The 19,259-nt window shown below is 51.1% G+C and carries 14 protein-coding genes; 10 read left to right on the top strand and 4 right to left on the bottom strand.

Annotated elements, in window-relative coordinates:
• Positions 1-86: 86 nt before the first annotated feature.
• A complete protein-coding gene (locus tag LIX15_RS31600) occupies positions 87-2,165 on the top strand; it encodes a hydantoinase/oxoprolinase family protein (protein ID WP_227778779.1) in 2,079 nt (692 codons plus the stop codon).
• A complete protein-coding gene (locus tag LIX15_RS31595; RefSeq protein ID WP_227778777.1) occupies positions 2,162-3,829 on the top strand; it encodes a hydantoinase B/oxoprolinase family protein in 1,668 nt (555 codons plus the stop codon). The genes LIX15_RS31600 and LIX15_RS31595 overlap by 4 nt, the downstream gene beginning before the upstream one ends.
• A gap of 62 nt (positions 3,830-3,891) precedes the next feature.
• Here LIX15_RS31595 and LIX15_RS31590 read toward each other — a convergent pair whose 3' ends face one another.
• Positions 3,892-4,701: an SDR family NAD(P)-dependent oxidoreductase gene (locus LIX15_RS31590; protein WP_227778776.1), complete on the bottom strand. Its 810-nt coding sequence runs from the start codon at positions 4,699-4,701 to the stop codon at positions 3,892-3,894.
• A 187-nt stretch (positions 4,702-4,888) separates the two neighbouring features.
• On the opposite strand from LIX15_RS31590, the gene LIX15_RS31585 reads away from it, so the two are divergent.
• Together LIX15_RS31585 and LIX15_RS31580 are read left to right on the top strand one after the other, a co-directional pair.
• A complete protein-coding gene (locus tag LIX15_RS31585; RefSeq protein WP_227778774.1) occupies positions 4,889-5,887 on the top strand; it encodes a thiamine pyrophosphate-dependent dehydrogenase E1 component subunit alpha in 999 nt (332 codons plus the stop codon).
• 2 nt (positions 5,888-5,889) lie between these two features.
• Positions 5,890-6,855, top strand: a complete 966-nt coding sequence (locus tag LIX15_RS31580) for an alpha-ketoacid dehydrogenase subunit beta (protein WP_227778772.1) — start codon at positions 5,890-5,892, stop codon at positions 6,853-6,855.
• Between the two features lie 127 nt (positions 6,856-6,982).
• On the opposite strand, the gene LIX15_RS31575 is transcribed toward LIX15_RS31580, so the two are convergent.
• Complete coding sequence (locus LIX15_RS31575; RefSeq protein WP_227778770.1) at positions 6,983-7,723, bottom strand: SDR family NAD(P)-dependent oxidoreductase; 741 nt, start codon at positions 7,721-7,723, stop codon at positions 6,983-6,985.
• Positions 7,724-7,873: 150 nt separating this feature from the next.
• Here LIX15_RS31575 and lpdA point away from each other — a divergent pair, with 150 nt between their 5' ends.
• Complete coding sequence (lpdA, locus tag LIX15_RS31570; protein ID WP_368410737.1) at positions 7,874-9,298, top strand: dihydrolipoyl dehydrogenase; 1,425 nt, start codon at positions 7,874-7,876, stop codon at positions 9,296-9,298.
• 56 nt (positions 9,299-9,354) lie between these two features.
• Positions 9,355-10,623: a dihydrolipoamide acetyltransferase family protein gene (locus LIX15_RS31565; RefSeq protein ID WP_227778769.1), complete on the top strand. Its 1,269-nt coding sequence runs from the start codon at positions 9,355-9,357 to the stop codon at positions 10,621-10,623.
• A 32-nt stretch (positions 10,624-10,655) separates the two neighbouring features.
• Here the strand turns inward: LIX15_RS31565 and LIX15_RS31560 are convergent, their stop codons facing one another.
• Complete coding sequence (locus LIX15_RS31560; protein WP_227778767.1) at positions 10,656-11,714, bottom strand: 2,3-butanediol dehydrogenase; 1,059 nt, start codon at positions 11,712-11,714, stop codon at positions 10,656-10,658.
• A gap of 389 nt (positions 11,715-12,103) precedes the next feature.
• Here LIX15_RS31560 and LIX15_RS31555 point away from each other — a divergent pair, with 389 nt between their 5' ends.
• The 4 genes from LIX15_RS31555 to LIX15_RS31540 all read left to right on the top strand — a co-directional run bounded on the left by LIX15_RS31555 (position 12,104) and on the right by LIX15_RS31540 (position 17,733).
• Positions 12,104-14,203, top strand: coding sequence for a hydantoinase/oxoprolinase family protein (locus LIX15_RS31555; RefSeq protein WP_227778766.1), 2,100 nt, complete (start codon positions 12,104-12,106; stop codon positions 14,201-14,203).
• Between the two features lies 1 nt (position 14,204).
• Positions 14,205-16,190: a hydantoinase B/oxoprolinase family protein gene (locus LIX15_RS31550; RefSeq protein ID WP_227778764.1), complete on the top strand. Its 1,986-nt coding sequence runs from the start codon at positions 14,205-14,207 to the stop codon at positions 16,188-16,190.
• 2 nt (positions 16,191-16,192) lie between these two features.
• Positions 16,193-16,492 (top strand): acetone carboxylase subunit gamma, encoded by a 300-nt coding sequence (locus LIX15_RS31545; protein ID WP_227778762.1) that lies wholly within the window; start codon positions 16,193-16,195, stop codon positions 16,490-16,492.
• Between the two features lie 164 nt (positions 16,493-16,656).
• Positions 16,657-17,733, top strand: a complete 1,077-nt coding sequence (locus tag LIX15_RS31540; RefSeq protein WP_227778760.1) for a phosphotransferase family protein — start codon at positions 16,657-16,659, stop codon at positions 17,731-17,733.
• 59 nt (positions 17,734-17,792) lie between these two features.
• On the opposite strand, the gene LIX15_RS31535 is transcribed toward LIX15_RS31540, so the two are convergent.
• Positions 17,793-18,311: a winged helix-turn-helix domain-containing protein gene (locus LIX15_RS31535; protein ID WP_227779297.1), complete on the bottom strand. Its 519-nt coding sequence runs from the start codon at positions 18,309-18,311 to the stop codon at positions 17,793-17,795.
• Positions 18,312-19,259: the final 948 nt, after the last annotated feature.

The following is a 19,259-nucleotide window of genomic DNA, read 5'->3' as shown; positions in this document are numbered from 1 at the left end:
CTGTGCGCTTCACGCGTTGAGGATTGAGGCTAACCGACTGCATCCAACTAAAAATATATATTCTCATTCATGGATTATGCATGTGCATGTACAGCATGGGCATCGATATCGGTGGAACGTTCACCGATTTCACCCTGGTCAACGAGTCGACTGGGACTGTAGTACTTGACAAGGAACTATCGACACCGGAGAATCCCGCGATTGGAGCCCTGCGAGGCGCACGACGAATCGTCTCAGAGAATGGGATCGATATTTCCGACTTGGAAACGATCATTCATGGCACAACACTTGTTTCAAATACGATTATCGAACGAACGGGTGCAAAGACTGGATTACTCACAACAGACGGAACTCGCGACGTGCTTGAAATCAGACGAGGATGGCGATATGATATCGACGACTGGCAAATTAGCTATCCTACACCGTTAGTCCCCCGAGACCGTCGTCTCGAGGTGAGTGAACGACTCGATAGCGAGGGGGAAATCGTTGAACCGCTGGATGTCGGTGAGCTAGAACGAGCGGTTGACGCCCTCGTCGAGGATCACGGCGTGGACGCTCTCGCTGTCGCATTCCTCCACTCGTATGCCAACGCTGAACACGAGCAGGCCGTCCGGGAGCATATTCAGACCAACTATCCATCGGTGAGCGTCTCACTATCCTCTGAGGTCGCAGGAATCATTCGTGAGTATGAGCGAACCTCAACAACGGTCATTAATGCGTACACTGTTCCGATAATGAACGAGTATCTAGGATATCTCCAGGATGAACTCAACGCAGATGGATTCACGGGCGAACTCTACATGATGACCTCAAATGGGGGTATTCTCGACGTCGAAACGGCCAAGACCGAACCGATTCGATTGGTTGGATCCGGTCCTGCTGCGGGGGTGCTTGCAAGTCGGTTGTTTGGCCGCCAGCATGATCGTCAACAGCTATTTACTTTTGACATGGGCGGGACAACCGCCAAAGGAGCGGTTATCGAAGACGGAACGGTACCGATGATATATCGAACAGATGTCGCCCGAGAACACCGTTTCAAGGAAGGGAGCGGCTACGATCTGGTGTCACCGATGATCGAACTCACCGAAATCGGTGCGGGCGGCGGGAGTATAGCGACCATCAATGACGTGGGGCTGATGGAGGTGGGTCCCCAAAGTGCAGGCGCAGACCCCGGTCCCATCTGTTATGATCACGATGGAGAACGACCAACAGTCACGGACGCGCTGCTTCTTTTGGGGTATCTTGACCCGAAGAACTTCTTCAGCGGACGGATGGATCTTGCTGTCAAACAGACTGAAGCCATTTTCGAGGAAGAACTCGCCGATCCGCTTGAGCTCTCTATAACTGAGGCGGCGTGGAGCGTTTTCGAAATCGTCTGTGAAAACATGGCGACTGCATTCCGCCAGCACGCCTCCAGCAAGGGAGCTGACCCTCGTACCCAGACGATCGTCGCAACCGGTGGTGCTGGTCCCGCACACGCCTACCGTGTTGCGGAGAAGATTGGCATTAGTGAAATCATCTGTCCACACGGAGCCGGTGTGGCCTCTTCAATCGGGTTAATGAAGGCCCCTCGATCCTATGAGACTGCCTCGACGAGTCGGGGAACCCTCGATAGCTTGGACTCGGATGAATTTGAAGCGGAGTTCACCGCGCTCTACGAGGAAGCACGAGAAGTCCTCATTCGGGCTGGCTGTGACGAGGGAAACCTCATTTCACGCCTCAGTCTCGATATGCGGCATGTCGATCAAGGGCAAGAACTCAAAGTCGAACTCCCTGATGTAAAACTCGATGTTGTGACCCCCTCTCTTGCACGCGAGCAATTTGAGGCGACCTATCGTGATCGGTTCGATCGAGACAGTCTCGACCATCCAATCGAGGTGATGACCTATCGAGTGGATCTCCGAGAACCCGAGGCTGGGACATCATTCTCCCACCAGTCGTCAGATATTGTAAATGAGACAATAAATGAACGTGACATCTACATCAGCGAAACTGGCACGACCAATGCGACAGTTCACCAGTGGGACACCCTCGATCCAGGAACCGCCGTTTCCGGACCGGCGGTCGTAGAGGCAGCACACACCACCGTCGTTGTTGGGCCGGAATGGACCGCGGCAGTTGAAGAGAATATGAATATCATCATGACACACGAGGTCGAATCATGAATCACGACGCTAATCCGACGGAACTTGATACACAGGTACTCTGGAATCGACTCCAAGCAACCGCAGAAGAGATGTGGGACACAGCAGGTCGGCTTGCCTTCTCCATTAGCATCCGCGATTGGAACGACACATCGACTGCTGTGATGACACCTGCTGGAGATGCGGTTGGACTGTCAAGCCGGAGCGTTCCGGTTCTCTCGGGCGCGATTTCCCGAACCACGCGGTTGATCCTCAAAGATTATTTTCCACCAGAGACGCTCGAATCCGGAGACGTAATCATCACAAACGACCCTTGGATTGGCGGTGGACATCTCTCAGACGTGGTGCTTCTTAAACCGGTTTTCGTCGGTGACCAACTCGTCGCTTTCGCCGGTGCACTCGGTCATGTTGGTGATATTGGTGGACTCATGGGTGGGTGGGGAACGGACGCTCAGCAGTATTACGAGGAGGGGCTCGCAATCCCACCGCTGAAGCTCTACAATGCTGGCGAAATCAACGAGGCTGTTGAGTCATTCATCAGGGGTAACGTACGAATTCCCGACCAAGTTATTGGCGACATCGAGGCACTACGTTCTGCAACAATGGTTGGGGCGAATCGAATCTGTGAACTGGTCACTGATCGTGACATCGAGTTCTTCGCGGCAACAACTGGAGAGATCTTGGATCGTTCGGAGCAAGCGATGCGCAACCGTCTCGCGGATATTGACGACGGAACTTACGAACACGAGCTTTCGTTTTCGGTCGGTGATCTCGACGTTACGATTCAAGTGGCGGCAACCATCGATGACGATGAGATTCATGTCGATTATACTGGGTCGTCCGAGCAAGTCACTGGCGGAATCAACTGTCCGTACGCCAATACCCATGCCGTCACCCAGTATATCATCCGATGTATGACCGAACCGAGTACCGCAAATGCCGAAGGATTCTTCGAGCCGATTTCGATCACCGCACAAGAAGGATCCATCGTGAACTGTACGCGCCCCATTGCGACCGATGCCCGTCACATCACGTACACACACGTTGAGGATTGTCTAGTTCAAGCGCTCGGACAGGCGATTCCTGAAAAGGCAGTGACGGAAAGTGCCGGGCTACAACTAATCAATTTCAACGGCGAAGACGCGGATGGAAACCCGTTCATCGGCGTGAACGCCCCATTCGGCCCGTTCCCAGCACGCGCTGCCAAAGACGGAATGGGTGCAGTGGACTTTCCGTATAACGGCAAGAACGTTCCCATCGAAATCTTCGAACAATACGTCCCCGTCCGTGTCGAGGAGAACAGTTTTGTCCCCGACACAGAAGGGGCTGGAAAGTTCCGCTCTGCACTGGCGAACCGAATGGTGTTCCGAAATCTTCTCGACCACGAGATAAACATTAGCGTGACCTCGAACAAAGACGACCACGCTCCCGCTGGGTTCGACGGCGGTCAACTAGGTGTTAAAGCGACTGCATTCTCCTCATCTTCGGAAAAAGACATCCCAACAAACGGGCGTGTGATAATGGAACCCGGTGAGACGCTGACGTTTGACACGGCAACTCCCGGCGGCTACGGAGATCCACGTGAACGCGATAGGGAGCGCATCGAACGGGACGTTCGTCTCGGATTCGTTTCTTTAGAAAGTGCGCGTGAAACGTATGGGTACGACATAGACTTCGACGTATAGATCTCCAATAAAATAGACTCATTTATGGTATGACGAAAGCAGGTATCTTATTGATTTCGTAGTTACTCGTCGAACATCCCCATTTCATCGAGCGTATCCCAGTAGCTGTGGAGGCCACGAATGTGTTGGCCGCCATCAACACAAATTGTCTCACCAGTGACCCAGTACCCATAATCAGAAAGAAGGAATGCAACGACCTTGGCGACATCCTCCGGTTCGCCGATGCGTCCGAGCGGCGTTCGGTCGACAAACCGCTCACCCATCTTCCCATCGACCAGGCCATTCCCTTCGGTCAAAGGCGTACGGATAGATCCTGGCGCAACGGCATTAACGCGAATACCATACCGCCCGGCCTCTGCGGCGAGCACCTTCGTAAATTGACTCACCCCTGCTTTGGCTGCTGAATAATGGGGAAGTCCATCTGTCGCAGCCTTGTAATTCAGTGAGCTAGTGTTTACGATCGCGCCTTCGATATCGTTTTCTAACATATGGTTCACGACAGCCTTGGAACCATAGAATGGGCCATTCAAACACACCTCGATGGTTTGTTCCCATTCCTCGGCATCCATTTCCCAAGTGCGGGCGAGTCCAGCAGCACCGGCATTATTGACTAGTATTCCAACTTCACCGAACTCCTCGACCGTCGCATCGACCATTGATTGAACACTTTCTTCTTCAGTCACATCACATTCCACTCCGAGCGCTTTTCCATCATATGTCTCGGTGAGTTCCTCCGCGACCTCGTTGGCACCCTCTTCATTCACATCCGCGATGACTACCGAGGCACCAAAGCTCATCAGTTCCTCAGTGATACTGCGGCCGATTCCCTGTGCACCACCGGTAACGATGGCATGATTGCTAACAAGTTGCATGCAAAGGGGGAGACTAGCAGTAGGTATAAATCTAGGCATCTGTTAACTGAACTGAGACGTTGCGCATCAATGGTGGATTACCTGTGAGTGAACCTTTGATATGCAAATCCGTGGCAATTTTATCCTATAAGTATTATTCGGGATAGATTTATGCGATCAACTCACAAGGTCTTAGATGTAGATAGGTATGCCATCCGAAATTAGTGTCGACGATGAGACAGCAACGCAACTTCTCCAGCAGATGCTTCGCATTAAAGCATTCGAGGATGAGACGAAAGCACGATACGAAGATGGGGAAATCCCGGGGTTCGTTCACCTTGACTATGGCCACGAAGGGAATCACGTTGGGATCGGTGCGGCCATGGAAGATGATGACTGGCTCGCTGTCGGGGGAGCCCGACTCGTCGGCCAATACATCGCAAAAGGAGTGCCATTGACGGAGATTATGGCCGAACTCTATGGCCGTGTTGGCGGCGCCAACAGTGGCTTCGGTGGGCAGATGCATATTGCCGACATCGACCGGAAGCTGTATGGCCATGCTGCGACGATCGGGTCCGGCCAGAATCCGGCGGTTGGTCTTGCATTGGCAGAGCAAATGAAAGGGACGGACAATGTCGCAGTAACCACCATCGGTGATGGCGGAACAAGTCGGGGATCATTCCATACTGCTCTCGTATTTGCTGCTTACTGGAACCTTCCCGTCGTATTCGTTATCGAGAACAATGGGTGGGCAATCTCAACGCCCTCGGATGCTCTTGCGCCGGATCATCTTTCAGACTACGGCATACCCCATAAGATTCACAACGAAAGCATCGACGGAAGTGATGTCGAACAAGTCTACCAGACCGTTTCAGAGGCAATCGAACGCGCTCGAAACGACGAAGGGCCATCAGTTATCGAATGTCGTGTCGCCAGACTTGGCCCACACTTTGAGGGTGACAAAGAATTGTACCGGAATACCGAAGATCGTGAGCGTGACTCCAACGAACGGAATCCGATCGAGAATTACCGAGAACGTCTGCTCGAAGCCGGCGTATTGACCAAGGCAGAGATCGACGATATGCAAGAAAATATCGACGCAGAAGTACAGGAAGCGGTCGAGTTTGCTCGTAACAGTCCCGAACCGAACCCCGAATCGGCCTACGACCATGTGTACCGCCTACCACTCTACGGGCAGGGTGAATAACCATGACGAGAGAGATTACCTATATCGAAGCGATTGCAGAGGCACTCGACGAGGAGTTAGCGCGAGATGACGACGTCATCCTATTTGGCGAGGACGTCATGGAGTTCGGAGGAAACTTCGGCGAAACTGCAGGGTTATACGAGAAGCACGGTGAAGAGAGAGTCCGTAACACGCCACTCTCGGAGATTGGAATCGCGGGCATGGCTCTCGGCGCAGCGGTCGGTGGCCTCCGACCGGTTGCTGAACTTCAATTCGCAGACTTTGCGGCAACAGCCGGGGATGAAATCTTTAATCAAATTCCGAAGCAGCCGTACGTGAGTGGTGGCCGCCTCAAAGCCCCACTCACCATTTTTGCTCCATCAGGAGCAGGGATCGGAGCGGGGGCACAGCACTCACAGTCCGTCCACTCATGGCTTGGGAACGTCCCCGGCTGGGTGGTCGTTACCGCAACGACACCGTACGACGCAAAAGGACTATTAAAAAGCGCCATCCGTGACGACAACCCCGTTTTCTTCCTCCCGCACAAGATGCTGAGCGAGACGAAAGGTGAAGTACCCGAAGAGGAGTATACGCTCCCGCTTGGAGAAGCTGCCGTCGAAAAGGAAGGTGAGGATATGACTATCGTAGCAACACAGGTAATGTTTCATCGTGCAACAGAGGCAGCTGCTGAGCTTGATGTCGATGCTGAAATCATCAACCCTCGGACGTTTGCTCCCCTCGATACCGAAACCATTGCCGAAAGTGTTGAGAAGACTGGAAAATTGCTTGTCGTCGATGAAACCGTCGAACGATATGGGACACAAGGTCACATTGCCAATGAAATTGTCGAGAACAATTTCTTCAGTCTCAATGCCCCACCAAAGACGATTGGGGTGAAGGATATTCCAATCCCATTGAGCCCTGTGCTTGAACAGGAAGCAATACCGAGTACTGATCGGATCAAATCGGGAATCAAATCCCTCGCTTAATGACGAGGTTGAAATAACAAGTCCTATTTCAGAATGGGATCGAAAATGTAGAATTGTGTCCAAGTAGTCGGTTGATTAACTCACCGTGTGTTGTTTTTCGGTACGAAACCCATAGGAAGGTGTCTGATTAGACGAACCCGCCGTCTATTTTGAAGCCACGGCCTGTAATGTATGACGCATCGTCACTGGCAAGGAACGCGACAACGCTTGCTATTTCGTCAGGCTCACCGAGCCGGGAGAGGGCACTCCGACTGGCCATTGCTGATAACTCCTCTTTGGAATACCATTGCTGGGTCATCGCTGTGTCGATAGTCCCCGGACAAATTGCATTTACTCGGACTCCGTCTCGACCAAGTTCGTGAGCTATCGAGCGCGTGAAGTGCAACACGGCAGCTTTTGTCATTGCATACGTCGAAATTGGTGCCGGCATCCATCCCGCCATTGACGAGGTGTTGATTATAGACCCGCCACCATCTGCAGCTAACAACGGATAAGCGGCGTGACAGCCGTTCCAGACCCCTTTCATGTTTACATCGATCATTTCATCGCGATGTTCTGGAGTAGTGTCTGAGAACGATGCGTCCTCCCCAATACCGGCGTTATTAAAAACGACATTGAGACCGCCGTAGCGATCGACCGTCGCTTCAAGAAGCGTCCCAAACTGCTCGTAGTCACGCACATCAAGCGAGTGAAAGTCAGCAGATCCCCCGTCGGTTTCGATCGCTGCGACGGTCTCTTCGCCTCCTTTTTCATCGATATCTGTGACAACGACCGTCGCGCCTTCCGCTGCGAGCCGTTTTGCAGACGCACGGCCGATTCCGGAAGCACCGCCGGTAATAACCGCTACACTGTCTTCAAGACCTCTCATGTCCTAAACTATAACAGACAAATACAAAAGTTTATCTCTAGTTCCAATGCTAACTCTTTACCGAACGTTCCTGCAGATATCATTCGCCACCGTCCATCCGGGAATAGGCTGTCCGTAGGGCGCTAGATCGGATGGTTTCTCAGTTCACGTTTGAACGCACGGAACGATTATTATGCAGCCGATTCGATACATGAGTATATGGACACAGAGTTACTGGTAGTCGGCGGTGGACCTGCAGGGTATTCTGCTGCGATTCGCGGCGCACAATGTGGATTGAGCGCCACACTTGTAGACGACGGAAACATCGGAGGGACATGCCTCAACACCGGTTGCATCCCTTCGAAGGCCCTACTCAGCGCAACGAAAATCGTCGCCGAGGCAGAGCGCTCGGAAGACTTGGGCATATATTCTGAACCATACGTCGACTTCGCAGAGATGGTTGCCTGGAAAGATGAGGTGGTCGAGCGACTTACTTCGGGCGTGGAACAGCTGTGCCAGACGAACGATGTTACGATCGTAGATGGACAAGCCCACTTCATTAACGACCACACAGTACGCGTCGATGACGAGGACATTCGATTTGATCAGGCGATCGTTGCAACCGGCAGTCGTCCGATCGAGCTGCCGGGGTTCGCGTATGATGATGCGCCAATATTGGACGCGGCACAGACACTCTCACTCGACCATGTCCCTCCCCGCCTGCTCGTCGTGGGAGCGGGCTATATTGGCATGGAGATATCGACAGTTTTCGCACGCCTAGGTGCAAGAGTTACTGTTATAGAACTGCTGGATTCCGTGCTACCCCAGTACGATACTGAGCTTACGAACCCGGTTAGAGAAGGCGCAGCCAAATTGGGTGTCGATTTCTATTTCAATGAGAGTGCATCGACGTGGATGCAACGCGATGAGAGTATTGTGGTGACAACCGAGACTCAGAATGGAAAGTCGACGGAACACGAGGTCGACGCGGTACTGGTTGCCGTCGGACGAATTCCGGTCACCGACGGTTTGAACCTCGAAAGTATCGGTGTTGAACTGTCTGAAAAAGGATTCGTGGAGACTGATAGGGAAGGGAAGACGAGTCGTGACCACGTTTTCGCCATCGGCGACGTAGCGGGAGATCCGATGTTGGCACATGCGGGAGTCCATGAGGGGATTGTGGCAGCAGAGACGATTACAGATAAGGATCCAGCTAGCAGAAGTGCGATACCCGAAGTCGTGTTCACAGATCCAGAGATAGCAACCGTCGGTGAAAGTCCAACTGCTGTTCGGGAGCGAGGAGGTAACCCCATAGTAGGCCAATTCCCATTCAGCGCAAGCGGACGGGCGATGACGGCAGATAAAACTGAAGGTTTTGTCCGTCTCGTGGGCAATGAAGAGGGCCGGATTGTCGGCGGTCAGATAGTCGGATCTGATGCCTCTGAACTCATTGGTGAGGTAACGGTAGCAGTGGAGAATGGAGTACACCTCGCTGATCTAGAGTCCACTGCTCACGCACATCCAACGTTCTCGGAAGCGATCATGGAAGCAGCAGCACAAGCGTTCAGCAAAGCGATCCACACGCCGAACCGGTAATACTGTCGCGAACACGGGTGGGATTTTAAATAGATGGGGAATCGATTATTCAGGAGATGGTAGAGATCATCAGAATCCCAAAGTTAGGGTTGAGTGATTACGGCGACCTGGTTTCGTGGGAAGCAGAGGATGGCGAACATGTAACCGCAGGTGATGTCGTGGCAATTATCGAGTCAGAAAAAGCGAGTGCCGAAGTTGAGGCGCCCACTGATGGCACACTACTTGGACGGTATGTTGAAGAGGGTGAGGAGATCGAAATTGAAGTCGGTAAACCACTTGCAGTCATCGGCGACGAAGGAGAGGAAATACCCGATATCTCGGCGATAGAAGACGGTTCCGAAGTATCCACGGAGGGCAACAGTGGAAAGGATAACAGCAGCAAAAACCGAGCTACTTCTTCTGATGACGGATCCGATGTCATAACTGACGTAAAAGCGACACCACGTGCGAAACGCCTTGCTACTGAGAAAGATGTCAACCTAAAACAGATCGAGGGAACCGGCCCACAAGATGCGGTCAGCGAGGAAGATGTCCAGGCATTTCTAGAAAGTAGCGACACAGACACGAAAGGCGATGAACAAGAGGTGGAAACTGAGCAAAGCAGTTCAGCGGGCCTTACTGTTACAGACAGTCGAAAGCTCACCGGTACCCGCAAAACCATCGCAAAGCGTCTCAGCCAGAGTGCGCGAGAGAAACCCCACGTTATGGGGACGAGGGAAGTGAGTGTCGAGCGAATTCAGGCACTCCAATCACGACTATCAGAACGGTACGGAGTCGAGGTATCGCTAAACGATATTATTTTATTTTTCGTCGGTCGAGTACTTCAGGATCTACCGGAATTCAATGCTCACTTCGAAGATAGCCAACACAAACTCATCGACGAAGTGAATATCGGATACGCTGTAGATGGTCCAAAGGGACTTGTGGTGCCCGTTATCGACGATGTGACTGGGCGATCACTTGCTGAACTTGCCGAGCGACGTCGAAACCTCGTCGGAAAGGTACTTGATAACGAGTTTACGACAGTGGATCTTCAGGATGGAACGTTTACCGTCACAAATGTTGGTGTCTTCAACATGGACGTATCCTATTCAATTATCAATCCGCCAGAGGTCGGCATCTTAGCTATTGGTCGGCGAAAACAAGCACCTGTAGAACGTGATGGCGAAGTCGAGTTCGAGACAGTCGTGACGATGAGTTTGACTATCGATCATCGGGTTCTTGATGGTGCAGATTCGGGGGCGTTTCTCGAATGTCTCGCGGAGTATCTCGAGTATCCTGGGAATGCACTTGAGTCCGTTCAGAATGAGCAAGAATCAGTGTGAAAACTCCTGTTTGAACCGCACGTGCGGTCGCCCTATGGTTTGACAAGGATCTTTACATCGTCACTTTCCGGTTCGAGAAGGCGTTGGAATGCATCATCGACGTCATCCAAGGGAACTTCTCCTGTGACGTATTTTTCCGGATTGAGTCGTCCATCAGACATCATTTGTAATGTGGTCGGAAACTCATCGACGTATCCGAACGACCCTTTTACAGTTCGTTCCGCCTGCATGATATCATTGGGGTGAATTGAGGCGTCGTCTTCGAAGACGCTGACCACGACGACGGTGCCACCGTACTTCGTCGAACGCATGGACTGAGTGAACGTCTCACTGATTCCGGCGGCCTCAAATGCAACATCGACACCCCCGTTCGTTTCCTCCCGAAACCGGGAAGTCGGGTGGTCCTCTCGTGGGTCTACTACGAGATCCGCGCCGAGATCACTGGCGATCTTTCGTCGGGCTTCACGTGGCTCACTGACGAAGATCCGATTCGCTCCCGCGGCGACGGCTGCGTCGACAATACCAAGGCCGATTGGCCCCGCACCAAACACAGCAATATCGTCTCCGAGACGCATCTCTGATCGACGAACTGCATGGACGGAAACGCTAAGCGGTTCGGTGAGAGCAGCATGCCGCAATGGGACGTTCTCTGGGATCGGTATTCCAGCTACTGCAGGAACCACAATGTCCTCAGCAAATCCCGGACTGCCGACTGCCGTTCCATCGTATGCAGTACAAAGTTGTGGTTTCCCCTCCTGACAGTATCTACACTCACCACACGAGAGAAGAATATTGAGGGCTACTTGATTGCCCACGTCAATATCCTCTACATTATCGGCTACATCGACGACAGTACCCGTTATCTCGTGTCCCATATTCTTGGGCAAGTACTCGTCCCATTCTTGCTCCGGGATGTTGTGGTTGCTGTCTTCGGCGCGGATTGGGACGGGACCGATTTTGTACTCATGCACGTCCGATCCACAGACACCAGTGTAGGCCACATCAATCCGAATCGTTCCCGGTTCGAGTGGTGGTTTTTCCTCATCGGTGACACGGATGTCTTCTGGGCCATACAATTTTGCAATCTGCATGTGCATCTGAACCGTCGAACCATAATTATTTATAAGTTGGTTCGAATTCGGCTCATCACTAGTTACATAACTAGATCTGTAAACCCATGCATGGCTCAACTTGTATCACGATAACTCTCCACACACTTAGTGTTTACTATTCGTAAGACAATTTTATTATCCAGAACAAGTTGAAAGCCAATTAGCGGTTAATTAACAACTGGTAAATTTGGGCTTGGTTATTACCCACAGTGCAATCACTGACGTGATCGTGATGATATAGTGATATTTCTTCCCTATGAACTATGGCGTAAGCAAAAGGATAACCGTTCTACGGTCGATATTCCGCCAGTTTCTAGGTATTTTGACCAACATTAATATTTAACACATAGCATTGTGTCTATGGCTATATGGGTTATCTTTGCAATGTAGATACAGGTGGTACCCACACCGATACCGTTGTCATTGACGAAAACGGTCATGTTACAGAAGCCAAGGCACCGTCAACACCAGATGACTTTGCACGTGGGTTCTTCGACTCACTCGAAGTTGCTGCCAAGAAAAAAGAGCTCTCTTTGCAAGATCTACTTGCAAAGAGCGAACTCGTTTCTCATGGGACGACTGTAGGAACAAACGCCATTATCGAAGGAGAAGGGACCAATGCCGCACTCGTGACGACACGAGGCGCTGAAGACGTCATTTTCATCATGCGAGCTGCGACCGGGCGTTCGAAAGGGCTCCCAGTTGAGGATGTGCTCCAATTCCAAAAATCAAACAAGCCAGATCCGATCATCCCGAAGAAGCGCGTGTATGGCATCAACGAGCGTATCGACTGCATGGGTGATGTGGTTGTTGAATTTAACGAAGAGCAAGCACGAGAAGTTACCAGTCAACTTGCCCAGCAAGATGTTGATGCGGTAGCTATCAACTTCCTGTGGTCGTTTCTGAATGACGGCCATGAGCGTCGGATGGAGTCAATCATTCGAGAGGAGTTAGACAATGATGTCTTTGTGACTCGTGCAAGTGATCTCATCCCAAAGTGGGGTGAGTACGAACGGACAACTGCTGCGGCAATCAACGCCTTTGTTGGTCCGACATCAGCATCATATATTCAGCGCATCGATGATCGACTTTCGGAGAACGGCTATGATGGAACGCTCCTTGTCATGCAATCAGGGGGTGGTGTTGTTTCCGCCGAGGATGCAGTCCGTGAACCGATTCGTACGATCAATTCTGGTCCTGTGGGAGGTATGATCGGGTGTCGATTCCTCGCAGAACAACTCGGTCACAGGAACGTTATTGCTGGCGATATTGGTGGAACAAGCTTCGACATCGGACTGTTGATCGACGGCGAACCGCTAACCAAGCCAACGAACGTTATCAACCAATATGAATATATGATGCGAACCATCGATACCGAGTCCATCGGGAGCGGCGGTGGTTCTATCGCGTTCGTGGACAACGAGGGTGATCGGCTTCGAGTTGGACCACAAAGTACCGGCGCTACTCCCGGTCCGGCCTGTTATGATCAAGGTGGGAATGAGCCGACCGTCACCGATGCTGACCTCTTATTAGGGTTCCTCGATGAGGATGATTTCCTCGGCGGACGGATGACCCTCGATCGGGATCGATCGGTCACAGTTATCGAGTCTATTGCTGATGAACTCAGGATGGATACCATCGAGACAGCAAGTGGCATCATCGAAGTCATGAACGCAAAAATGGCAGACATGATTCGCCAACGTACTGTCAACGAGGGATACGACCCGCGAGAGTTCGTTCTCTACGCATATGGCGGTGCTGGGCCGCTACACGTCCCTGGCCTTGCCCCGCAACTGGACATCAATACCGTTGTTGTTCCCGGTGGGAGTACAGCGTCTGTCTGGTCAGCGGTCGGTGTGTCTTCCTCGGATGTTCTCCATCGAAGGGAAGTTTCGAACATAATGAACGCGCCGTTCGATTCGGAGACAATCACTCACCAGTTTAACGACCTAGAATCGGCCGTCATCGCAGACCTACACGATGAAGGGTTTACTGACGATGATATTCAGACGCAGCGGTACGCAGATATGCGCTATCAAGCTCAAGTACACCAACTTTCAATTCCACTTCCTAACGGCACCCTGACAGCAGAGGACATGGAGGCAGTCATCGCCCGATTCGAACGAACATATGAGGATCGATATGGGAAAGGCGCGGGCTATAGCGAGTCTGGTTTCGAGTTGGTGACAACGCGGGTAGATGCATATGGGGAAACGACGAAACCCGCGATTCATGGCAAATCAGGTGTTGATGAGTTAGAACCATGGAAGACAAAGGAGGTATACTGGCCGAGCAACCACGCATATTTCGACACACCACGCTATCGAGATGCCGATGTTGGGGTTGGTGCAACGATAGAGGGGCCAGCTATCGTCGGGATGGAACATACGACAATTGGAATTCCACCGGAGAGTACATGCGAGGTGGATAGCATGAGCAATTACATCATCAATTTTGGAGGGAAATGACATGGCACCCGAAGACCACTACGGAACCGATATCTGGGAGGACTTTCGAGATGGCTATATTCCCGGGGACACCCTTGACATCCATCCAAATGTATCCCTTCACAACGAAGCAACCAATGACATTGATCCAGTAACTCACGAAGTACTCCGACACCGCCTCTACAGCATCAACGAAGAACACGGTCAAACTCTAGAGAATGTCTCCGGGTCACCAGTCGCGTATTATGCGCAAGATTTCAATCCTACGATTCTTGCGGAAGACGGTGAAGTTATCTTTCAAGGTCCCTATATCCAGTTTTTCTCACCGATTGCGGAACTCCAAGTGAAATGGATCCTCGAGAACCGGAGTGACAATCCGGGAATCGAACCAGGCGATGTATTTCTCTCGAACGATCCATGGATTGGTGCGACTCATCAGCCTGACGTTCACTTTATCGCCCCCGTATTCCATGACGGAAAACTGTTTAGTTGGGTCGTGAATACACTCCATCAGTACGACATTGGTGGGCAAAATGCCGGGAGCTTTTGCCCCGGGGCGAACGATGTATTTGACGAGCCGTCGCCGATACCTCCGATAAAAATCGTCGAAAGTGGTGAACTCCGAGATGACCTTCGTCAGCTCTATCTTCGACAATCTCGGCTCCCCCAAATGGTCGGGCTCGACTTCAACGCACAAATCGCAGGTGTTAACGTCGCACGGCGGCGGCTAAAGGAAGTTATCGATGAATACGGTGCACCTACAGTCAAGGGAGTAATGAACCAAGTTCTCAACGATGCCGAATCAGCGTTCGAAGAGAAACTTTCAAGCATTCCTGACGGAACGTGGCGGGCCCGTAGTTACATGGACGGTGCACAGACTGGTGATACGAATCTATACGTCGGTGAGATTCAACTGACTAAGAAGGATAATACCCTGATATTCAAAAACGAAGGGACAGAAGACAACCAAGGAGCAATGAACCTGACGTACTCAGGGTTCCGGACGGCCATCATCAGCGTTGTAAATCCGATGATGATGTATGATGCAATGTGGGTCGCTGGCGGTGCACTCCGACACATTGACATCGAGACAGTGCCCGGAACCATCACTCACGCGCAGTGGCCTGCGGCCGTCAGCACAGGTGGCCAAATCGGCATTGAGTTCGTCATCGCATTGGTAAACGACGTCGTTGCACGAATGCTCGCTTCCTCACCCGCGCACAAGCGAGACCTCATTTCAGGCACACACGAGTCTTCTGGGGCTGTCGCGCAAGCGGGGGTTGACCAGTGGGGCAATGAATTTGGAACGATGAATTTAGATTGTATGGGTCTCGGGGGTGTTGGCGCATCACCACACAAAGACGGCATCGACACTGGTGGTGCATACTGGGCACCCAAGGCACCGATACCGAATATGGAGTACAACGAGCAGGATTACCCGATTCTCTATCTCTACCGAGACGAGGTAACTGATTCAGGAGGTGCGGGTACCTACCGTGGCGGTGTCGGAATGCATTATACATGGAAACCACACAGAACCGACCAGATACAAAACGTATTGGCTGGTGTTGGCGGAGCCGTTCCACTCTCACGAGGTATTTCAGGACACCCGGGTACCCCCATTCGTCCCCGTGTGATCCGTGATTCGGATGTAAACGAACGCTTTGCGGATCGTGAAATGGTAGACTCTATCGACGATCTTGAAGGTGAGGTTGAGACGCTCCCAACAAAAGCTGCAGATGTCCAGAAGCCAGATGATATTTGGGAAGTGCGAACTGCTGGGTCGCCGGGGTACGGTGATCCACTACTGCGCGATCCCGCTGACGTTGCGGCAGATGTTGCCCGGAGCGTCGTCTCGAAGGCTGCCGCGTACGATGTATATGGGGTTGTCCTCGAAATGGATGGTTCTGACGTCACAGTCCGTGAAAGCGAGACTGTGGAACGACGCGAGGAGCTACGCGATCAACGCCTTGTAAATAGTGTTATACCCGCAGAGGAGGAGCGATAACGATGGAGATTCACGAATATCTAACGCTTGATACAGGGACTGGTTCAATTAGTTGCCGCGAGTGTGGCAACCACATTGCCAACGCTGAAGAAAACTACAAGAAACACTGCGCAATGGCCATCGATCTACTGACTGAAATTGGACCGGGATTTGAATCACCAGCAGAATTGCTTGACTCGGATCACGATGTACAATTCCGGCGGTTTTACTGTCCGAACTGCGCCGTTCTCATCGATCACGAAATTGCCCGTGCTGAAGATCCAATTCTTCACGATATCGAGCTTGATCTCCACTCACTCTGAAAGAGGACGGTAGTATTTCGTATTTGATATACCTGTATATTGGCCTCTCGAAGCCCATTCGTTGGCCTAGATGACCGATAGTTATTCATAAATCGGCCTTGAACAAAGATGATGAGGAACGATTGGATGACGACCAGTGAGCCCACCAATACTGACAACCACCCATGACTGATGACCATTCAGATGAAGAATATTTCGAGAGGCTTGTCGACAAAGAGTCACTCCAACAATACTTACAAGAGAACCTTGGCGAGGCTGCGATATTCGAGATTGAACAACACCAAGCGGGCCACTCTAATGAAACGCTGTTCCTAACGTGGGGAGATCAAGAGTACGTTATTCGACGTCCTCCACCAGGAGAAACAGCCGAGAAAGCACATGATGTCCTCCGGGAATACAAAGTCGTTTCTGCACTCCAGGATACGGATGTTCCTCTTCCAGAAACCATCCTCGAATGTGACGACACATCAATTATTGGGAGTGATTTCTATCTTACTGATCGCCTCCATGGCGACGTTATCCGTAATTCGGAACCAGAGCGATTCGCAACACCGGAGGCGCGTGCTGCCATCGGTAAAGAGCTAGTTGATAGCCTCGTAGCCATCCACGAGGTCGACTATGAGGAAGTTGGGCTGGGCGACTTTGGATATCCCGAGGGGTTTACCGAGCGCCAGGTAAACCGGTGGACAAAACAACTCGATTGGGCGTTTGAAGTTACGACGGACGTCCGAGACGTCCCACTTCTCGACGACGTTGGAGATTGGCTTAGTGCAAACCTCCCAGAGGAGAATACGGCATCGCTCGTTCATGGCGACTATAAATTAGATAATGTAATGTACGCTCCCACGATGTCACCAGAAATCGTTGCTGTCTTCGATTGGGAATTAAGTGCTCTCGGAAACCCATTCACCGATCTAGGATGGATGCTTGCGTTCTGGCGAGATTCGGGCGATCCCGAACCCGCAGTTCCCGAATTAGTTTCGACAGTACCGGAGCGTCCAGGATACATGACGCGTGCAGAACTTGTCAAACGGTACGAAAGAAAGACGGGGGTGACATTCGAACAAGATCGGTTCTACCGAACGCTCGCAGTGTACAAGCTCGCAGGACTCGGTGAAATGTTCTTCCGCCGGCACCTTGATGGCAACAGCGATGACTCGCTCTACCCGGTGATGGAGAATCGTGTTCCACGACTTGCTGAGCGGGCTATGCGGATAATCAACGGTGAAGAACCACTCTGAAAAGTATGCTTGAACGGTTCAAGCGAATGTAGACTCCATCGCAGGTCGTTTGCCACCTGTTAATCCTTAAGCAGTGTTTCGAATACCTTTGGGTCGGTGTTGAACTTCAATACGTTCGTTACGACACTGTTTCGAAGGTCATCTAGTAGTTCGCCATGCTCTTTGTAAAATTCGTGGATCCATTTGGACTCTTGTTCACGGTCTTTGAACATCATAATTGATTTCCATTTATATTCCCCATCTGAGAGAAAGTAAATAAAGGTGTGTTCGTCATTACGGATTGTCTCCATAGCAGATCGCCAATTGTCACGGAAGTTTGGTGGATGGAATTTGTACTCGAACAAGCTGAAAAACAGATACTCTTCGTTTGGGATGATGGCCTCGCGAAACACACCCGCCTCTCGCATTTTTCGTATCGATTCACTTACTGTCACCCGCGAGATATCCACTTCATGCTTTTCTTCTAAAATGTCTCGTAGTTCACGGGCAGACAGGTCGGGATCCTCTGCGAGTTCGCTCAGGATGATCCGATCTCGTTCTGTAAAATTCCAGTCGGGGGTTGGCTTTTGTTCGCCCATAATTTCCCATGGTGGTCTGTCGCTACATAGTTTACCATTTAATTGACTATTGTCCATATAGATGTTATTAATGTATGCTATTCAACATCATTATTTATTTTTACACCTCCTCGACAGGTATTCGTTGAGCAATGATATGGTCTTTGGTGGTTATAGTAATGCATAAATTGATCAATTCATCGCTGGTCGCTTAGCCGATTGTCTACCCAGACAATAAGGAAGCAGTCGATATGTATTTTGAGTGTGAAACCATTTTTCGATGTGGTTTCACTCTGTGTAGTCGAGCTGACCGCTCAACAAGATTCGAAAGAGGGCAGTCCGATACCCGTAGCCATCATATGGAGACCTCACGCGTGCCATACACCCCCCGAGTTCGGCATCATTTCCGATTCAATCGTGGTTCTGAAATGAATGTCAATTCTTCTTCAACGCACTGATCTCGTGAGGATAGTGGGCGGAGTCCCCACAAATGCCGGGCTTATGAACCAATGGATTTGAACAAGACGTCACCCGATGAGAGGAGATTGATGCTTACAATAATAGTTATTTGGCGCTTGTCGACGTTTTTATGAAACGTGGGACAGGTGAATGGCATCACGAGCAACCCACGTTTTGTCAGGCGATGACAAACCTGATGGCAAACAACCTGACCCGACATTTTATAATCTGTTAGTGAGTATCATGGTGGTTTTGATGGTAGCAAGAGATGCGATCGGGTGAACGTCACTCACTTCGTTGATTAGTATAAGAATGAGTTCAAAAGAATGTGATCAGCTCAGGAGAATCTCATCTATTCGTCCAACAATTCCGTCAATGTTCTCTTATATAATTTCCAGAATGGGAGAAAAAGAACTAGACCGGTCGTAATAAGAACGAGAAGAAACGCACCACCACTAGCATCGAATGTGAAGGCAACCATGGTCGCAAGGCCGACTGTAAGTACCAAAT

It is taken from the genome of Haladaptatus pallidirubidus, from assembly GCF_020700235.1.
Lineage (GTDB): Archaea > Halobacteriota > Halobacteria > Halobacteriales > Haladaptataceae > Haladaptatus > Haladaptatus pallidirubidus.
The sequence above is the reverse complement of the archived record's forward strand: the minus strand, read 5'-3'. Positions and strand labels throughout refer to the sequence as shown.